Raw genomic sequence first — 14963 nt, 5'->3', positions numbered from 1 at the left:
GCAGCCGGACATACCTGACATACAGGAGACACCATGCGCGATTACGCCCAGGCCTACAACGGCTTTTCCTATGACGAGGCGGTGGCCCGGCAACTGCACGGCAGCCTCGATGCGATCAATGCCTGCGTGGAATGCTGCGACCGCCATGCCGAGCCCGGCCGCATCGCGCTGTACTGGGAAGGCCGCGACGGCAACTCGCGCAGCTGGACGTTTGCCGAACTGCAGGCGCTGTCGGCGCAGTTTGCCGGCTTCCTGAAGGCGCAGGGCGTGCAGCCGGGCGATCGCGTTGCGGGGCTGCTGCCGCGCACGGCCGAGCTGCTCGTGACCATCCTCGGTACCTGGCGTGCCGGTGCGGTGTACCAGCCGTTGTTCACGGCGTTCGGTCCCAAGGCCATCGAGCACCGGCTCAACAGCTCGGGCGCGAAAGTGGTGGTCACGGATACCGTCAACCGTCCCAAGCTCGATGAGGTGGAGGGCGCGCCGCCGGTCGTCACCGTGGCCGGCACCAGCGAAGCGCGCGGGGACGTGGCCTCCGGCGATTTCAGCTTCTGGACCGAGCTGGCGCGCCAGCCGGCCAGCTTCGAGCCGGTCATGCGCGGCGGCGCCGATCCCTTCCTGATGATGTTCACTTCGGGCACCACCGGGCCGGCCAAGCCGCTGCTGGTGCCGCTGAAGGCCATCGCCGCGTTTGCCGGCTACATGCGCGACGCCGTCGACCTGCGCGACGAAGACGCATTCTGGAACCTGGCCGACCCGGGCTGGGCCTACGGCCTCTACTACGCGGTGACCGGGCCGCTGTCGCTGGGGCATGCCACCACCTTCTACGATGGCCCGTTCACCGTGGAAAGCACCTGCCGCGTGATCCGCAAGTACGGCATCACCAACCTGGCGGGCTCGCCCACCGCGTACCGGCTGCTGATCGCCGCCGGGCAGGCCGTCTCGGAGCAGTTGCGCGGGCAGCTGCGCGCGGTCAGCAGCGCCGGGGAGCCGCTGAATCCAGAAGTGATCCGCTGGTTTGCCAGCGAGCTGGATGCGCCGATCCACGACCACTATGGCCAGACGGAACTCGGCATGGTGCTGTGCAACCATCACGCGCTGTCGCACCCGGTGCGCATGGGCGCCGCCGGTTTTGCCAGCCGGGGCCACCGCGTGGTCGTGGTCGATGACGAACAGCGCGAACTGCCCGCCGGGCAGCCCGGCACGCTGGCGCTGGACCTGGAACGCTCCCCGATGTGCTGGTTCGGCGGCTACCACGGCACGCCCACCAGCGCGTTTGCCGGCCACTACTACCTGACCGGCGACTCCGCCGAACTCAATGACGACGGCAGCATCAGCTTTATCGGCCGCGCCGACGACGTCATTACCACCTCGGGCTACCGCGTCGGCCCGTTCGACGTGGAAAGCGCGCTGATCGAGCATCCGTCCGTGGTCGAGGCCGCGGTGATCGGCAAGCCGGACCCGGAGCGCACCGAGCTGATCAAGGCCTTCGTCGTGCTCGACCGGCAGCACGCGGCCACGCCCGAACTGGCCGAGGCGCTGCGCCAGCATGTGCGCAAGCGCCTGGCCGCCCACTCCTATCCGCGCGAGATCGAGTTCGTGGCCGAGCTGCCCAAGACCCCCAGCGGCAAGGTCCAGCGCTTCATCCTGCGCAACCAGGAAGTGGCGCGCGCCCGCGAGGCGGGCCCGGCCTGAGCCCGGACGCCCCTGGTCCGCTTCCTATAATGAGGAAGCGGTTGCCAGGTCCCCGGCGGTGATGGAGGCCGCGGCGCCGCGCCAGGCGCGCCCGCAGGCCGGGCGCACGTCTTTTCATCTCCAGACCATTCGGGCGAGGCGATCAAAATGCAGACTAGCGAAGCGGTGCTGACGCAGGCGCGCGCAGCCTTGGCGCATGTGCCTTATCAGGGGCATGTTCTCCATCCCACTATCCAGTTGCGGCTGTCGGACGGCGCGCTGATCCTGGAAGGCGAGGTAGCCGATATCGTCGACAAGACCCGCGCGGCCACCGCGCTGCGGCGCGTGGACGGCGTGACCAGCGTGATCGACCACCTGCGCGTGACAGACGGCGGCGCTACCGTTGGCGACGGCGAACTGCGCGATGCGGTATGCGAGCGCCTGCTCAATGCCATCGAGTTCCGTAGCTGCAGGATCTGCGCGCGCGTCAAGGGCCAGCACGAGACCGTGCGCGAGCCCGTGGGCGAACGCAGCGGCTGGATCGAGGTCGAGGCGCACGACGGCGTGGTGACGCTGTGGGGCCAGGTGATCAGCCTGTCGCACATGCGCCTGGCCGGCGTGCTGGCCTGGTGGTCGCGCGGTTGCCGCTGCGTGGTCAACGAACTGGTGGTGGCGCCCGCCGAAGCCGACCGCGACGATGAGATCACCGAGGCGCTGATGCTGGTGCTGGAGACCGATCCCTTCGTCGACGCCAGCCAGGTCACCGTGCATACCGAAAACCGCGTCGTCACGCTGGAAGGCTGCGTTGCCAGCGAGAACACGCGCCGACAGGTCGAGCGCGACGCGTGGTACGTGCAAGGCGTGGAGGACGTGGTCAACCACATCTCGCTGCGCGCCTGATCTTGCGGCGGCCTAGCCCGGCATGCCGCGCCGGGCCACCGCATCCTCCATGCGCCAGTAGCGCCGTCGCGCCCGCAGCGCGAAGCGGGCGCGATAGTCCGACATCGACATCGCCGTGATGCGCTGGAACAGCCGCCGGAACGCGGCCGCGTCGCTGTAGCCGCAGGCTTCGGCGATCGCCTGCGTGCCGTGCAGCGTCACCTCCAGCAGCATGCGCGCGCGCTCCACGCGCAGCGTGTGCAGGTAGTCCAGCGGCGTCATGCCGGTAACCTGCCGGAAATGCCGCAGCAGGGTCCGCTCGCTGACTGCCGCGGCCTGCGCCACCGCTGCCAGCTGGTAGGGCTCGGCCACATGTTCCTGCAGCCACTGGACAGCCCGGTAGACCGGGCTGTCCGCCGTGCGGCTGAGCCAGCGCTGCGAGACCAGCGCCGGCACGCTGCGCTGGCGTTCGGGCTGGTAGAGCATCAACTGCGCGGCGGCCTGCGCCAGGTCGGGGTCGTGCAGGTGGCCCAGCACGCGCAGCATGAATTCCACCTGCAGCGCGGGCGCTACGCAAGAGAACACTTGCCCGTGCACGCTCATGGCCTGGTCCGCGCCGAGATCCGTGCGCGGGAACTGGTGCGTCATCCAGCTCTGGTACATCCAGGGCGCGCCGGTACGGGCGCCGTCCAGCAGGCCGAGCTGCAGCGGCAACAGCATCCCCGACGAGCACGCGGCAAGCCAGCCCCCCGCTGCCACATGGCGCTCGACCATGCGCAGCGCGGCGGTATCGCGGCGGACGATGTCGCCAAGCTGGTGCGCATTGCTGGCCAGCAGGGCCGGGATCACCAGCAGCGAGCGGCTGCCCGTCGCGCGGGTGCGGCGCGTGGAGGCTTCCAGGCCGGGCAGGTCGGCCGACAGCATGCGGCCATTGGCGCCGCACAGCTGCCAGCTCAGCGTCGGCGCGGCATCGGGTCGCTGCAGGCTGGCCACGCCGGCGACGGTGCGCAGCACGTCGAGCGTAGTGAAGAGGGTGCCGGGCATCGCATGGGGCAGCCATAGCAGGCGGACATGCAAAGGTGTTGCGGACGCGGTGGGAGTGTCGGGGACCAGGGGATCAGCGGGGACGCGCATATCGGGGGCGGTTGGTGCAGGGTCCGATCGCGGGCCAGCGTGGCGGGATCGGCATTGTGATTGGCGATATTGATCCTCCACATGCTTGCTGGCAAGGGCTAGCATCTTGCCGTTGTGCCGTGGACGCCGGCATTGCGACACGGCATGGCCCCCAGCAAGATTCCAAAAAGACCCGAACAAAACCAACCCGAGGAGCTTCCATGCCGTTTTCCGTTCGACACGTTGCCGCCGCCGCCCTGGCACTTGCCGGCGCCGGCCAACTGGTTGCTGCCGCCCAGCCCGATGCCGCGCTGCTGGCCGCTGCCCGCACCGCCCAGCCGGCGGTGGTGCAGTCGCTCAAGGAAATGGTGTCGATCGAATCAGGCAGTGCCAACGTACAGGGCCTGGCCCGGATGGCCAGCTACACCGAGAAGCGGCTGCAGGCGCTGGGCGCCACGGTGGAGCGCGTACCGGTCACCAAGGGCCCGGGCACCATGGTCAAGGGCACGTTTGCTGGCAACGGCAAGCGCCGCATCATGCTGATCGCCCACATGGACACGGTCTATCCGGAAAACACGCTGGCGACGCAGCCGATCCGCGAGGAGGGCAACCGCCTCTACGGCCCCGGCATTGCCGATGACAAGGGCGGCATCGCGGTCATCCTGCATTCGCTGGAGATCCTGAAGAACAAGGGCTGGCGCGACTACGCGCAGATCACCGTGCTGTTCAACCCGGACGAGGAAGTGGGTTCGGTCGGCTCCGGTGAAACCATTGCCGCGCTGGCCGCCCAGCATGACGTGGTGCTGTCGTGCGAGCCGACCGCCGCCAAGGATGTGGTCAAGGCCGAATCGCTGCTGCTGGGCGCCTCCGGCACCGCCACCGCCACCATGCAGGTCAAGGGCCGCGCCTCGCATGCCGGCGCCGCGCCCGAGCGCGGCCGCAATGCGCTGGTCGAGCTGGCCTACCAGCTGCAGCAGACCCGCGACGTCGCCACGCAGGTGCCGGGTTCGCAGCTGAACTGGACGCAGGCGCAGGCCGGCACCGTGCGCAACCAGATCCCCGAAAGCGCGGTGGCCTACGGCGACGTGCGCACCACTGCCAGCGGCGCCGCCGACAAGCTGAAGGTCGCGCTGCAGGACAAGGTCAGGTCGGGCCAGCTGGTGCCCGACACCCAGACCACGGTGACGATGGAAGAAGGCCGCCCGCCGTTCGTGGCCGACGCGCGCGGCCGCGCGCTGGCCAGGCGCGCGCAGGAGATCTACGCCGAGCTGGACGGCCGCACGCTGGCGCTGGCCGAAGGCACCGGCGGTGCCACCGACGCCAGCTATGCAGCGCGCTCGGGCAAGCCGGCGGTGGTGGAGAGCTTCGGCCTGGCGGGATTCGGCTACCACGCCCGCGACGAGTACATCGAGCTGGATTCGATCGTGCCGCGGCTGTACCTGATGACGCGGATCCTGGAGGATATCGGGCGCAACTGAGTGGGCGCAACTGAGCGGGCGCGACCAAGGCCTGCGCCAGTGTGCGGAGCATGACACCCGCGGGCGCCGATGTGGCGCTTCTAGTCTGTTCCGGACACCTGGGTCATGCGCGGCTGGCGGCCACATGCCCCGGCATCCTGCTACAGTGTCATGGCCGCCATGCAAAGTGGCGGCCATGACAAGACATAGTGGGGAGACCGCAGCATGAACCGCAAAGGCCTGGTCGATGCCGCCTCGGCATTGGAAGCCCTGGCGGCCGGCAATGTGCCGGCTGCCGCGCAAGTCGCGGCAGGCGCCGCCGCGCTGGAGAAGATCCATGCCGATTACCCGGGCTGGCGCGATGTCGGCGATGCCCTGTTCGGCCTCAAGGCCCTCGCCAGCGGCTCTGCCATGGACCTTGACGCCAATGGCCGCCAGCGCGCCGGCCGCCTGGCCGACGTCGTGCGCAGCCTGATCGACCAGATCTGAACGGCGCGGCTACAGCATCGACTCGATCGGCAGGATCGACAGGAACCAGATGCCGAGCCGGCGCCACCAGCTGGTGTTGGGTTCGGTGTCGTAGCGTACTACCTCGTCGCCGCGCCGCTCCAGCCAGTACAGCTTGCCTTGCTCGTCTAGCTTGACCTGGTAGGCCACTTCCGGCACCACCGTGGCGAAGGTCGATTCGATGCGTCCGGCCAGTGTCGGGCTGTCGATCACGAAGCCCAGCTCCGTATTGAGGTGGGCCGAGCGCGGGTCGAAATTGAACGAGCCGACGAACACGCGGCTGGCATCGACGCCAAAGGTCTTGGCATGGAGGCTTGAGCCGGAACTGCCGAACGGTCCGGCGCGGTCCTCTTTCTTGCCCGGTGCCGCCGACCGCCGCAGCTCGTACAGGTCCACGCCTGCCTCCAGCAGCGCCTTGCGGCGCCTGGCATAGCCCGAATGGACGGCGGCGACGTCGGTTGCCTCCAGCGCGTTGGTCAGCACGCGCACGGCAACGCCCTTTTCGGCCAGCTGCGAGAAGTAGGCGGTGCCGGCGGTGGACGGGACGAAGTAGGGCGAGACCAGGTCCAGCTCGCGCTGGGGCTCGCCCAGAATCTCGCGCAGCTGGTGCGCGACCAGCGTGTCGCGCCCCGCCTCGCCAAGGGCCTTGGCGGGATCGTCGCTGACGATGCGCGTCCTGGCCCACTCGAACTCCAGCGTGCCGTCCAGCATATGCTGCACGTCGGGCACCTCGCGCAGCGCCGCCACGTAGGCGGTAGCGGCCGGGTTCTGCTCGACAGCGCGGGCGCTGCCGGCCAGCTCGTGCAGGCGCTCCACGCTGACCGGCGGCACCAGCCGGTCCACCGGGTATGCCGAAGCGCTGGCCCAGTAGCGGTCGAAGTCGTGCGCCACGTCGGCGGCGGCGGGGCCGATCGCAATCACGTCCAGATCGGCGAACAGCACGCCGTCCGTGGCCCCGAAGTATTCGTCGCCGACATTGCGTCCGCCGATGATCGTGGCAACGCCGTCGGCGGTGAACGACTTGTTGTGCATGCGCCGGTTCAGGCGCCGGAAATCGGTCAGGAAATTGAGCGCCTTGGGCCGGCGCAGCACGAAGGGGTTGAAGATCCGCACTTCGACCTGCGGATGCGCGTCCATGGCCGCGAGCAGCTCGTCCATGCCGGACAGGCCGTTGTCATCGAGCAGCAGGCGCACGCGCACGCCTCGGTCGGCGGCCTCGTGCAGCGCTTCCAGCAGCAGCGTGCCGGTCAGGTCGTTGCGCCAGATGTAGTACTGCACGTCGAGCGTGCGCTGCGCGGTGCGCGCCAGGTGTATGCGCGCGGCGAAGGCGGCGTGAGCGTTGTTCAGCGGGTGGATGCCGCTGAGTCCGGGGTGGCCGGCCAGCGCGGCCGCGACCGCGCGGCCCAGCGGCGTGGCTGCGGCCTCGGCGGGTGTGATGGCGGTGGATTCGGTGCGGTGGTCCAGCGGCGGCAGCGCACAGCCGCCCAGCAGGGCGGCGCAGCACAGCACCAGCGAACTGGCGTGCAGGCGGTGGTGGGGCACGAACGCAGCGTCTGTGGGCAATGGCATGGCGATAATCGGCGCGTCCCGCGGGCGAGGCTGCGCGTGGCGGCAATGTCCACCATGTTGCCATGCCGGGGCGGCGCCTGGTTTATCCGCGCCGTTGCCATGCCGGCGCGCGGACTTCAATGACATTCCGACCCTCTCCCGCGAACGGGAGAGGAAGAGGAGACACCAGCAGGGGCGAAACGCTTGCGGCTTACGAAGCCGCCACCACTCCACATGCAATGCGCCCGCCCGCATTGCCGGTCGGCTGTGTCTTGTAGTCGTCAGGATCCTTGTGCACAACCACTGCGCGCCCGATCACGCTGTTGGCTCCGGTACCCACCGACAGAGACGGCAGCAGCATGCTGACCCTGGCATTGCCGCTGGAGTCGGCGGTGATGTTGTTCATGTCGCCGGCGTGGTGATCTGGCGTGGTCATCTGGCCGTGCGGCTTGCCACCCGGATTGAAATGGCCGCCGGCACTCATCGCGTCGGGCGCGGAACAGTCGCCTTTTTCATGCACGTGGAAGCCGTGGACGGTATTCGGTGGCAGTCCGGTGATCGCGGCGGTCATCAGCACGCCGCCCGGCTGCTGCTGGAATGTCACGGTGCCGGCGGTGTTGGTGCCGCTCTTGGGCTGCAGCGCGGCCGCGGCGCGGGCACCGCTCGTGGCCGACGACGATGCGGCCGAAGCGCTGGCACTGGCGCCGGTAGCGCTGGATGAGGCCGAGGCGCTCTTGCCGGAACCGGAGCAGCCGGCCAGCACCACGGTGGCGGCAACGCAGGCGGCCAGGGGGATAAGCACTTGTTTCATCGGAATCCTCTTCTCGTCGTGATTTCGGATGAAACAGTATAGGTCGGGCAACGCGCTCGCGGCTTCCGGTTTTGTCCTATGCGGCACGTTTCGGGTGGTCCGGCGCTTGCAGCTTGCGCCAGCGCGCAGGTCAGGCCGCCACCGCCAGGGGCTGCTGTACCGCACCAAAATGCGGGTGGCGCGAGAACAGGTCCGCCGCCCAGTTGACGAACACCCGCACCTTGGCCGAAAGGTGCCGGTTCTGCGGATACATCGCCGAGATCGGCAGTTCGTCGGTCTGCCAGTCGGCCATGATCTCGACCAGCCTGCCGCTGGCCACGTAAGGCTCGGCCATGGCGCGCGAGATGCGGGCGATGCCATGGCCTTCCAGCGTGCAGCCCACGTAGACCTCGGGATCGTTGGTCGAGATCGCAGAGGGCAGCAGCACCTCGCCGCGCTCCGGGCCGCGCGCCATGGGCCACGGCATCTCGCGCCCGTTGCGGTTCGACAGGTAGTTCACCGCCTTGTGCTGCGCCAGCTCGGCCAGGTCGCGCGGCGTGCCGGCGCGGTTCAGGTAGATCGGCGAGGCGTAGAACGCCAGCTTTACGTGGCCGATGCGGCGGGCCACCATCGATTCATCCAGCGGGATCCCCACGCGCAACACCACGTCGACGCCTTCCTGCAGCAGATCGATGGGCTTGCCGTTGATGGTCAGTTCCAGCTTCAGGTCGGGGTAGGCCTGCAGGAAGTCATTCAATGCGGGCACGAGGACCAGGTTGGCCAGCGGCGCGGTGGTGTCGACCGACAATGTGCCGCGCGGCAAATTGTTCTGCCGCGTCAGCGACTGCTCGGCTTCTTCCACGTCCGCGAGGATGCGCACGCAGCGTTCGTAGTAGGCCGCGCCATCGTTGGTCACGCTGATGCGGCGCGTGGTCCGGTGCAGCAGCTTGACGCCGAGGTGCGTCTCCAGGTTCTGGATCAGGCGGGTCAGCGTGGCCTTGGGCAGGTCCAGCGATTCGGCGGCGCGCGCAAAGCTGCCGACGTCCACGACCCGTGTGAATGCCTGCATTGATACGAGACGGTCCATGATGAGGTTCCGACGAGAGATCCGAACGGCGTGCCGCGCGCGCTCGTGACGCGCACGGCGTGGCTGGCTGTTGTTATTGGGGGAGTTGCTGCCGGCTGGCTGGCGCCGGATGCGCGGGGGCGCGGGCCGGCGTGGGTTTGTCAGGGCGTGCAGCGCCCGCAACGAGGGCAAAGTTGCGAATCGCGCCGTGCGTGCCAGGAGCTGGAGTGAATCACATTTCCGATGACCTTGTCACGCGTGGGGTTTCGGTCGTCGTCAGCAGTTCGATTATTCCAATCCCGGAACAGTGCATTGGCGTTCTCTCGCTTTATCCCATCCTCGTCAATCACCATAATCCGTTGCATCGCAACACTCAAGCGCATTGTTTTTCCCGTGCGCCGGACGCCATGCCAAACAAGCCAGGCCAACGCCAGAATGCCGCTCCCGCCGCCACCGGCCAGGGCGAGCCGCGCGTGGCCGAGCATACGGTAACGAGCGACGGCCGCGAGATCGCGGTGTGCGTGTGCTACCCGCCGGGCTATCCCGCGCCAGGCGCCGAGGCGGCCACGTGGCTGCCCTGGCTGGTGTACCTGCATGCCGGCGGCTTTGTCGATGGCGGCCTGGAGCATGCACGCAAGCTGGTGCAGGACCTGGCCACGGCAGTGCCGGCCGTGGTGGTGACGCCGGCCTATTCGCTGGCGCCCGAAAACCCGTTCCCGGCCGCGCCCGAAGACGCGCACAGCACGGTGCAATGGGTGCTGCGCAATGCCCGGCGCCTGAAGCTGGACAAGACCCGCTTCGCACTGGTGGGCGAGGAAGCCGGCGGCAACCTGGCGATCGCGCTGGCGCAGATGCTGCGCGACCGCGGCACCGCGCAGCCGCGCGGCCAGTGGCTGATCCGGCCGGTGACCGACCCGTGCCTGCAGCACGCGTCGTGCGCGGGCTTCGGCAGCGGGCAGGTGCTGATGGAAACGTTGCGGCGCATGGCCTGCAACTATCGCGATTACTTGCCGACGCCGGCGGACAGCGTGCATCCCTATGCCGCGCCGGCGATGGCCTCGCGCCTGGCCGGGCTGCCGCCCACGCTGGTCCAGGTCGCGGAACAGGATACGCTGCGCGCCGAAGGCGAAGCCTTCGCGCAGCGCCTGGGCAAGGCCGGTGTGCCGGCCCAGGCCATGATCATGCCCGGCGCCTGTGGCGACGGCGTGGAAGAGACCCATGACGCGTGTCAGGCATGGGTCGACGAAGGTGCGCGGTTCCTGCAGCGATGTCTGGCTGCGGCCGACGATACCTCACCCCTGACCGAACGCCCGGCTGGCGCGAGCGCCAGCCGGCCTGGAGCCAAGCCCGCCGGCTGAGCCGCTCCAGCCAATCGCCAGCCGGCTCTGTATCGGCCAGAGCCAGGTCCGCCGGTTTGCATGGGCGGCCCTAAGTCCGACCATCCAATCTGAATCGGTTCCGATCCGCCCTGCGCGAACCGGCAGGCGGCGTTCGGCCATTTGCTTTTCCGGTTGAAGAAAACCCGAACAGGAGTTTGAGAAATGCAGCAGCAGAAGCGACGTACCCTGATTGCTCTTGCCATCGTCGTGGTGCTCGGTGCCGGCGTGGCCGGTTCGGTCCTGCGCCCGTGGCACAGCGGCGAGGCCCATGCCAACACCCCGCCGCCGGCCCCGTCGATCGAAGTGGCCGCCGCGGTGGGCCAGACCATCACCGAGTGGGACGAGTTTTCCGGCCGCCTGGAGGCGGTAGACCGCGTGGAGATCCGCCCGCGCGTGGGCGGCACCATCGATGCGGTCCATTTCCGCGAGGGCGCGCTGGTGAAGAAGGGCGATCCGCTCTTCACCATCGACCCGCGCCCCTACGCCGCGGAAGTCGCACGCGCCGAGGCCGCGCTGGCCGCCGCGCAAGTTCGCGCGGCGCATGCGAAAACCGAGGGCGAACGCGCACAGCGGCTGCTGGACGACAACGCCATTTCGCGCCGCGAGTTCGACGAACGCATCCACGCCGCGCGCGAAACCAGCGCCAACGTGCGCGCCGCGCAAGCGCAGCTGGAAACCGCGCGCCTGAACCTGGCCTATACCCGCATCACCGCGCCAGTGTCTGGCCGCGTTTCGCGCGCCGAGATCACGGTGGGCAACCTCGTGGCCCCGGGCGTGGCGACGCCGCCGCTGACCACGGTGGTGTCGGTGTCGCCGATCTACGCGAGCTTTGAGATCGACGAGCAGAGCTACCTGCGCTACACCGCTCCCGGCGCGGGCGGCGGGCAGGCTAACCTGCCGGTCTACCTCGGCCTGGCCAACGAAGACGGCCATCCGCACCAGGGCAAGATCCAGTCGGTCGACAACCGGCTCGATACGCGCAGCGGCACCATCCGCGTGCGCGCGGTGTTCGACAACGACGACGGGCGCCTGCTGCCGGGCCTGTACGCCAAGGTCAAGATGGGCGGCGGCGCGCCGCATGCGGCGGTGCTGGTCAACGACCGTGCCGTCGGCACCGACCAGGGCAAGAAGTTCGTGCTGGTGGTCGACAAGGCCAACAAGCTGGTCTACCGCGAAGTCGAGCTCGGGCCCAACTATGAAGGCCTGCGTGTGATCCGCAAGGGGCTGAAGCCGGGCGAGAGCATTGTCGTCAACGGGCTGCAGCGCGTGCGGCCGGGCGACACGGTGCAGCCCAAGGCCGTGGCCATGGCTTACCGCAGCGAGCTTGAGCCGCGCCAGGCAGCGCCTGACCGCAAGCAGGCCGCCAGCGGCAAGGGTGACGGCAACGAAGGCAAGCCGGTGAGCTGATCAGCCCACCGACAGCAGAAAAACGCTAGCACTTCCCCGTAGATGTGGATGGCGCCCGCCACGGCGGGCCGCCAGGGGGCGTGCTACGCCAACGCAGGCCAATGCAGGCCAATGCAGGCAGAGACCAACATGAATCTCTCTAAATTCTTTATCGACCGCCCCATCTTCGCGGGGGTGCTGTCGGTGCTGATCTTCCTGATTGGCGCCATCTCGATGTTCAAGTTGCCGATCTCGGAGTACCCGGAAGTGGTGCCGCCTTCGGTGGTGGTGCGCGCGCAGTATCCGGGCGCCAACCCCAAGGTGATTGCCGAAACCGTGGCTTCGCCGCTGGAAGAGCAGATCAACGGCGTCGAGGACATGCTGTACATGTCGTCGCAGTCCAACAGCGACGGCCTGCTCACGCTGACCGTGACCTTCAAGCTGGGCACCGACCCCGACAAGGCGCAGCAGCTGGTGCAGAACCGCGTGTCGCAGGCCGAGCCGCGCCTGCCGGAAGACGTGCGCCGGCTGGGCATTACCACGGTCAAGAGCTCGCCGGACCTGACCATGGTGGTCCACCTGGTCTCGCCCAACGACCGCTATGACATGACGTACCTGCGCAACTACGCGGTGATCAACGTCAAGGACCGCCTGGCGCGGATCCAGGGCGTGGGCCAGGTGCAGCTGTTCGGCTCGGGCGACTACGCCATGCGCGTGTGGCTCAACCCCGAGAAGATGGCCGAGCGCCAGCTCGCCACCAGCGACGTGATCAAGGCCATCCGCGAGCAGAACGTGCAGGTGGCGGCCGGCGTGATCGGCCAGTCGCCGTCGCTGCCGGGCGCCGACCTGCAGCTGTCGGTCAATGCGCAGGGCCGCCTGGGCACGGTGGAGGAGTTCGGCGACATCGTCGTGCGCACCTCCGCCGACGGCGCCGTGACCTACCTGAAGGACGTTGCCCGCATCGAGCTGGGCGCATCCGAGTACGCGCTGCGCTCGCTGCTGGACAACAAGCCGGCGGTTGCCATCCCCATCTTCCAGGCGCCGGGCTCCAACGCCATCCAGATCTCGGATGACGTGCGCAAGACCATGGAAGAGCTGAAGCAGAACTTCCCGGACGGCATCGACTACAGCATCGTCTACGACCCCACGCAGTTCGTGCGCCACTCGATCGAGGCGGTGACGCATACGCTGTTCGAGGCCATCGCGCTGGTGGTGCTGGTGGTGATCCTGTTCCTGCAGACCTGGCGCGCGTCGATCATTCCGCTGCTGGCGGTGCCGGTGTCGATCGTCGGTACCTTCGGGCTGATGCATGCGTTCGGCTTCTCGATCAACGCGCTGTCGCTGTTCGGACTGGTGCTGGCGATCGGTATCGTGGTTGACGATGCGATCGTGGTGGTGGAGAACGTCGAGCGCAATATCGAGGAAGGGCTGACGCCGAAGGAAGCCACCTACAAGGCCATGCGCGAAGTCAGCGGCCCCATCATCGCCATCGCGCTGACACTGATCGCTGTGTTCGTGCCGCTGGCCTTCATGACCGGCCTGACCGGGCAGTTCTACAAGCAGTTCGCGCTGACGATCTCCATCTCGACCATCATCTCCGCGTTCAACTCGCTGACGCTGTCGCCGGCGCTGTCGGCCCTGCTGCTGAAGAGCCATGACGCGCCGAAGGACTGGCTGTCGCGCGGCATGGACCGCGTGTTCGGCGGCTTCTTCAAGCGCTTCAACAACTTCTTCGGCCGCAGCGCGGAAAGCTATGGCCGTGGCGTGAAGGGCGTGATCCGTCGCAAGGGTTCGGTGTTCGGCGTCTATGCGGTGATGCTGGCGCTGACCTGGGGCGTGTTCCAGCTGGTGCCCAAGGGCTTCGTGCCGGCGCAGGACAAGCAGTACCTGGTCAGCTTCGCCAAGCTGCCCGATGGCGCCACGCTGGACCGTACCGAGGACGTGATCCGCAAGATGAGCGAGATCGCGCTGAAGCATCCGGGCGTGGAATCGGCCGTTGCCTTCCCGGGCCTGTCGATCAACGGCTTCACCAACAGCCCGAGCGCCGGCATCGTGTTCGCGACGCTAAAGCCGTTTGAAGAGCGCAAGAGCGCGGAGCTGTCTGGCGCGGCCATTGCCGCCGATCTCAACAAGAAGTATGGGGCGATCCAGGATGCGTTTATCGCGGTGTTTCCGCCGCCGCCCGTGCAGGGCCTCGGCACCATCGGCGGTTTCAAGCTGATGATCGAGGACCGTGCCGCGCTGGGCTATGACGCGCTGTTCGAGGCGACCAATGCGTTCGCCACCAAGGCGCGCGCCACGCCCGAGCTGACCGGCATCTTCAGCAACTACCAGGTCAACGTGCCGCAGCTCGACGTCAAGCTGGACCGCGTCAAGGCCAAGCAGCTGGGCGTGCCGGTGACGGAAGTGTTCGACACGCTGCAGACCTACCTGGGCTCGGCGTACGTCAACGACTTCAACAAGTTCGGCCGGACCTACCAGGTCAAGGTGCAGGCGGATGCGCCGTTCCGCGCCCATGCCGAGGACATCCTGCAGCTGAAGACGCGCAATGCCGCTGGCGACATGGTGCCGCTGTCGTCGCTGGTGCAGGTGAAGCAGGGCTTCGGCCCGGACAGCGTGGTGCGCTACAACGGCTTCACGGCTGCCGACATGAACGGCGGGCCCGCGCCCGGGTTCTCGTCGGGCCAGGCGCAGGCCGCCGCCGAGCGCATCGCCGCCGAAACACTGCCGAAGGGCATGAAGTTCGAGTGGACCGAGCTGACCTACCAGGACATCCTGGCCGGCAATGCGGGTGTGTGGATCTTCCCGCTGTGCGTGCTGCTGGTGTTCCTGGTGCTGGCTGCCCAGTACGAAAGCCTGACGCTGCCGCTGGCGGTGATCCTGATCGTGCCAATGAGCCTGCTGGCCGCCATGACGGGCGTATGGCTGACGCAGGGCGACAACAACATCTTCACGCAGATCGGCTTCATCGTGCTGGTGGGGCTATCGGCCAAGAACGCGATCCTGATCGTCGAGTTTGCGCGCGAGCTTGAGCATCACGGCCGCAGCGTGGTGCAGGCGGCGATCGAAGCCAGCCGCCTGCGCCTGCGCCCGATCCTGATGACGTCGTTCGCGTTCATCATGGGCGTGGTGCCGCTGGTGGTGTCCAGCGGTGCCGGCTCGGAGAT

Annotated in this window: 11 protein-coding genes; 7 read left to right on the top strand and 4 right to left on the bottom strand. The window is 68.0% G+C overall.

Annotated features, from left to right (window positions below; translation table 11 throughout):
- Nucleotides 1–33: 33 nt before the first annotated feature.
- Nucleotides 34–1692 carry an AMP-binding protein gene (locus J8I82_RS32850; protein ID WP_209763818.1) on the top strand — a complete coding sequence of 553 codons (1659 nt, stop codon included), beginning with the start codon at nt 34–36 and terminating at the stop codon, nt 1690–1692.
- 147 nt (nt 1693–1839) lie between these two features.
- Nucleotides 1840–2571, top strand: a complete 732-nt coding sequence (locus J8I82_RS32845; protein WP_209763817.1) for a BON domain-containing protein — start codon at nt 1840–1842, stop codon at nt 2569–2571.
- 12 nt (nt 2572–2583) lie between these two features.
- On the opposite strand, the gene J8I82_RS32840 is transcribed toward J8I82_RS32845, so the two are convergent.
- Nucleotides 2584–3684, bottom strand: a complete 1101-nt coding sequence (locus tag J8I82_RS32840; RefSeq protein ID WP_431831602.1) for a helix-turn-helix domain-containing protein — start codon at nt 3682–3684, stop codon at nt 2584–2586.
- A 200-nt stretch (nt 3685–3884) separates the two neighbouring features.
- Here J8I82_RS32840 and J8I82_RS32835 point away from each other — a divergent pair, with 200 nt between their 5' ends.
- Together J8I82_RS32835 and J8I82_RS32830 are read left to right on the top strand one after the other, a co-directional pair.
- Nucleotides 3885–5141 carry a M20/M25/M40 family metallo-hydrolase gene (locus tag J8I82_RS32835; protein ID WP_209763815.1) on the top strand — a complete coding sequence of 419 codons (1257 nt, stop codon included), beginning with the start codon at nt 3885–3887 and terminating at the stop codon, nt 5139–5141.
- A gap of 204 nt (nt 5142–5345) precedes the next feature.
- The gene (locus J8I82_RS32830) at nt 5346–5609 is read left to right on the top strand and encodes a hypothetical protein (protein ID WP_209763814.1); all 264 of its coding nucleotides are present in this window, start codon (nt 5346–5348) and stop codon (nt 5607–5609) included.
- A gap of 9 nt (nt 5610–5618) precedes the next feature.
- On the opposite strand, the gene J8I82_RS32825 is transcribed toward J8I82_RS32830, so the two are convergent.
- From J8I82_RS32825 to J8I82_RS32815, 3 genes are all read right to left on the bottom strand, one after another.
- Complete coding sequence (locus J8I82_RS32825) at nt 5619–7196, bottom strand: phospholipase D family protein (protein ID WP_209763813.1); 1578 nt, start codon at nt 7194–7196, stop codon at nt 5619–5621.
- A 190-nt stretch (nt 7197–7386) separates the two neighbouring features.
- Nucleotides 7387–7986, bottom strand: coding sequence for a superoxide dismutase family protein (locus J8I82_RS32820; protein WP_209763811.1), 600 nt, complete (start codon nt 7984–7986; stop codon nt 7387–7389).
- Between the two features lie 130 nt (nt 7987–8116).
- Nucleotides 8117–9052 (bottom strand): LysR family transcriptional regulator, encoded by a 936-nt coding sequence (locus tag J8I82_RS32815; RefSeq protein WP_209763809.1) that lies wholly within the window; start codon nt 9050–9052, stop codon nt 8117–8119.
- A gap of 386 nt (nt 9053–9438) precedes the next feature.
- Between J8I82_RS32815 and J8I82_RS32810 the strand changes: the two genes are divergently transcribed.
- The 3 genes from J8I82_RS32810 to J8I82_RS32800 all read left to right on the top strand — a co-directional run.
- Nucleotides 9439–10389 carry an alpha/beta hydrolase gene (locus J8I82_RS32810; protein ID WP_209763808.1) on the top strand — a complete coding sequence of 317 codons (951 nt, stop codon included), beginning with the start codon at nt 9439–9441 and terminating at the stop codon, nt 10387–10389.
- Nucleotides 10390–10572: 183 nt separating this feature from the next.
- Entirely contained in the window at nt 10573–11817 is a 1245-nt protein-coding gene (locus tag J8I82_RS32805; protein ID WP_209763807.1) for an efflux RND transporter periplasmic adaptor subunit, read from the top strand.
- A gap of 129 nt (nt 11818–11946) precedes the next feature.
- Nucleotides 11947–14963: efflux RND transporter permease subunit (locus J8I82_RS32800; RefSeq protein WP_209763806.1), on the top strand; the 3017-nt coding region annotated here is incomplete at its 3' end.

Origin of the sequence: Cupriavidus consociatus, assembly GCF_017814975.1 — a bacterium.
Taxonomy (GTDB): domain Bacteria; phylum Pseudomonadota; class Gammaproteobacteria; order Burkholderiales; family Burkholderiaceae; genus Cupriavidus; species Cupriavidus consociatus.
The sequence above is the reverse complement of the archived record's forward strand: the minus strand, read 5'-3'. Positions and strand labels throughout refer to the sequence as shown.

Excerpts from the sequence above, each read along its gene's own strand:
- J8I82_RS32850 (WP_209763818.1), top strand. The coding sequence starts at position 34 with ATGCGCGATTACGCCCAGGCCTACAACGGCTTTTCCTATGACGAGGCG.
- J8I82_RS32845 (WP_209763817.1), top strand. The coding sequence starts at position 1,840 with ATGCAGACTAGCGAAGCGGTGCTGACGCAGGCGCGCGCAGCCTTGGCG.
- J8I82_RS32840 (WP_431831602.1), bottom strand. The coding sequence starts at position 3,684 with ATGCGCGTCCCCGCTGATCCCCTGGTCCCCGACACTCCCACCGCGTCC.
- J8I82_RS32835 (WP_209763815.1), top strand. The coding sequence starts at position 3,885 with ATGCCGTTTTCCGTTCGACACGTTGCCGCCGCCGCCCTGGCACTTGCC.
- J8I82_RS32830 (WP_209763814.1), top strand. The coding sequence starts at position 5,346 with ATGAACCGCAAAGGCCTGGTCGATGCCGCCTCGGCATTGGAAGCCCTG.
- J8I82_RS32825 (WP_209763813.1), bottom strand. The coding sequence starts at position 7,196 with ATGCCATTGCCCACAGACGCTGCGTTCGTGCCCCACCACCGCCTGCAC.
- J8I82_RS32820 (WP_209763811.1), bottom strand. The coding sequence starts at position 7,986 with ATGAAACAAGTGCTTATCCCCCTGGCCGCCTGCGTTGCCGCCACCGTG.
- J8I82_RS32815 (WP_209763809.1), bottom strand. The coding sequence starts at position 9,052 with ATGGACCGTCTCGTATCAATGCAGGCATTCACACGGGTCGTGGACGTC.
- J8I82_RS32810 (WP_209763808.1), top strand. The coding sequence starts at position 9,439 with ATGCCAAACAAGCCAGGCCAACGCCAGAATGCCGCTCCCGCCGCCACC.
- J8I82_RS32805 (WP_209763807.1), top strand. The coding sequence starts at position 10,573 with ATGCAGCAGCAGAAGCGACGTACCCTGATTGCTCTTGCCATCGTCGTG.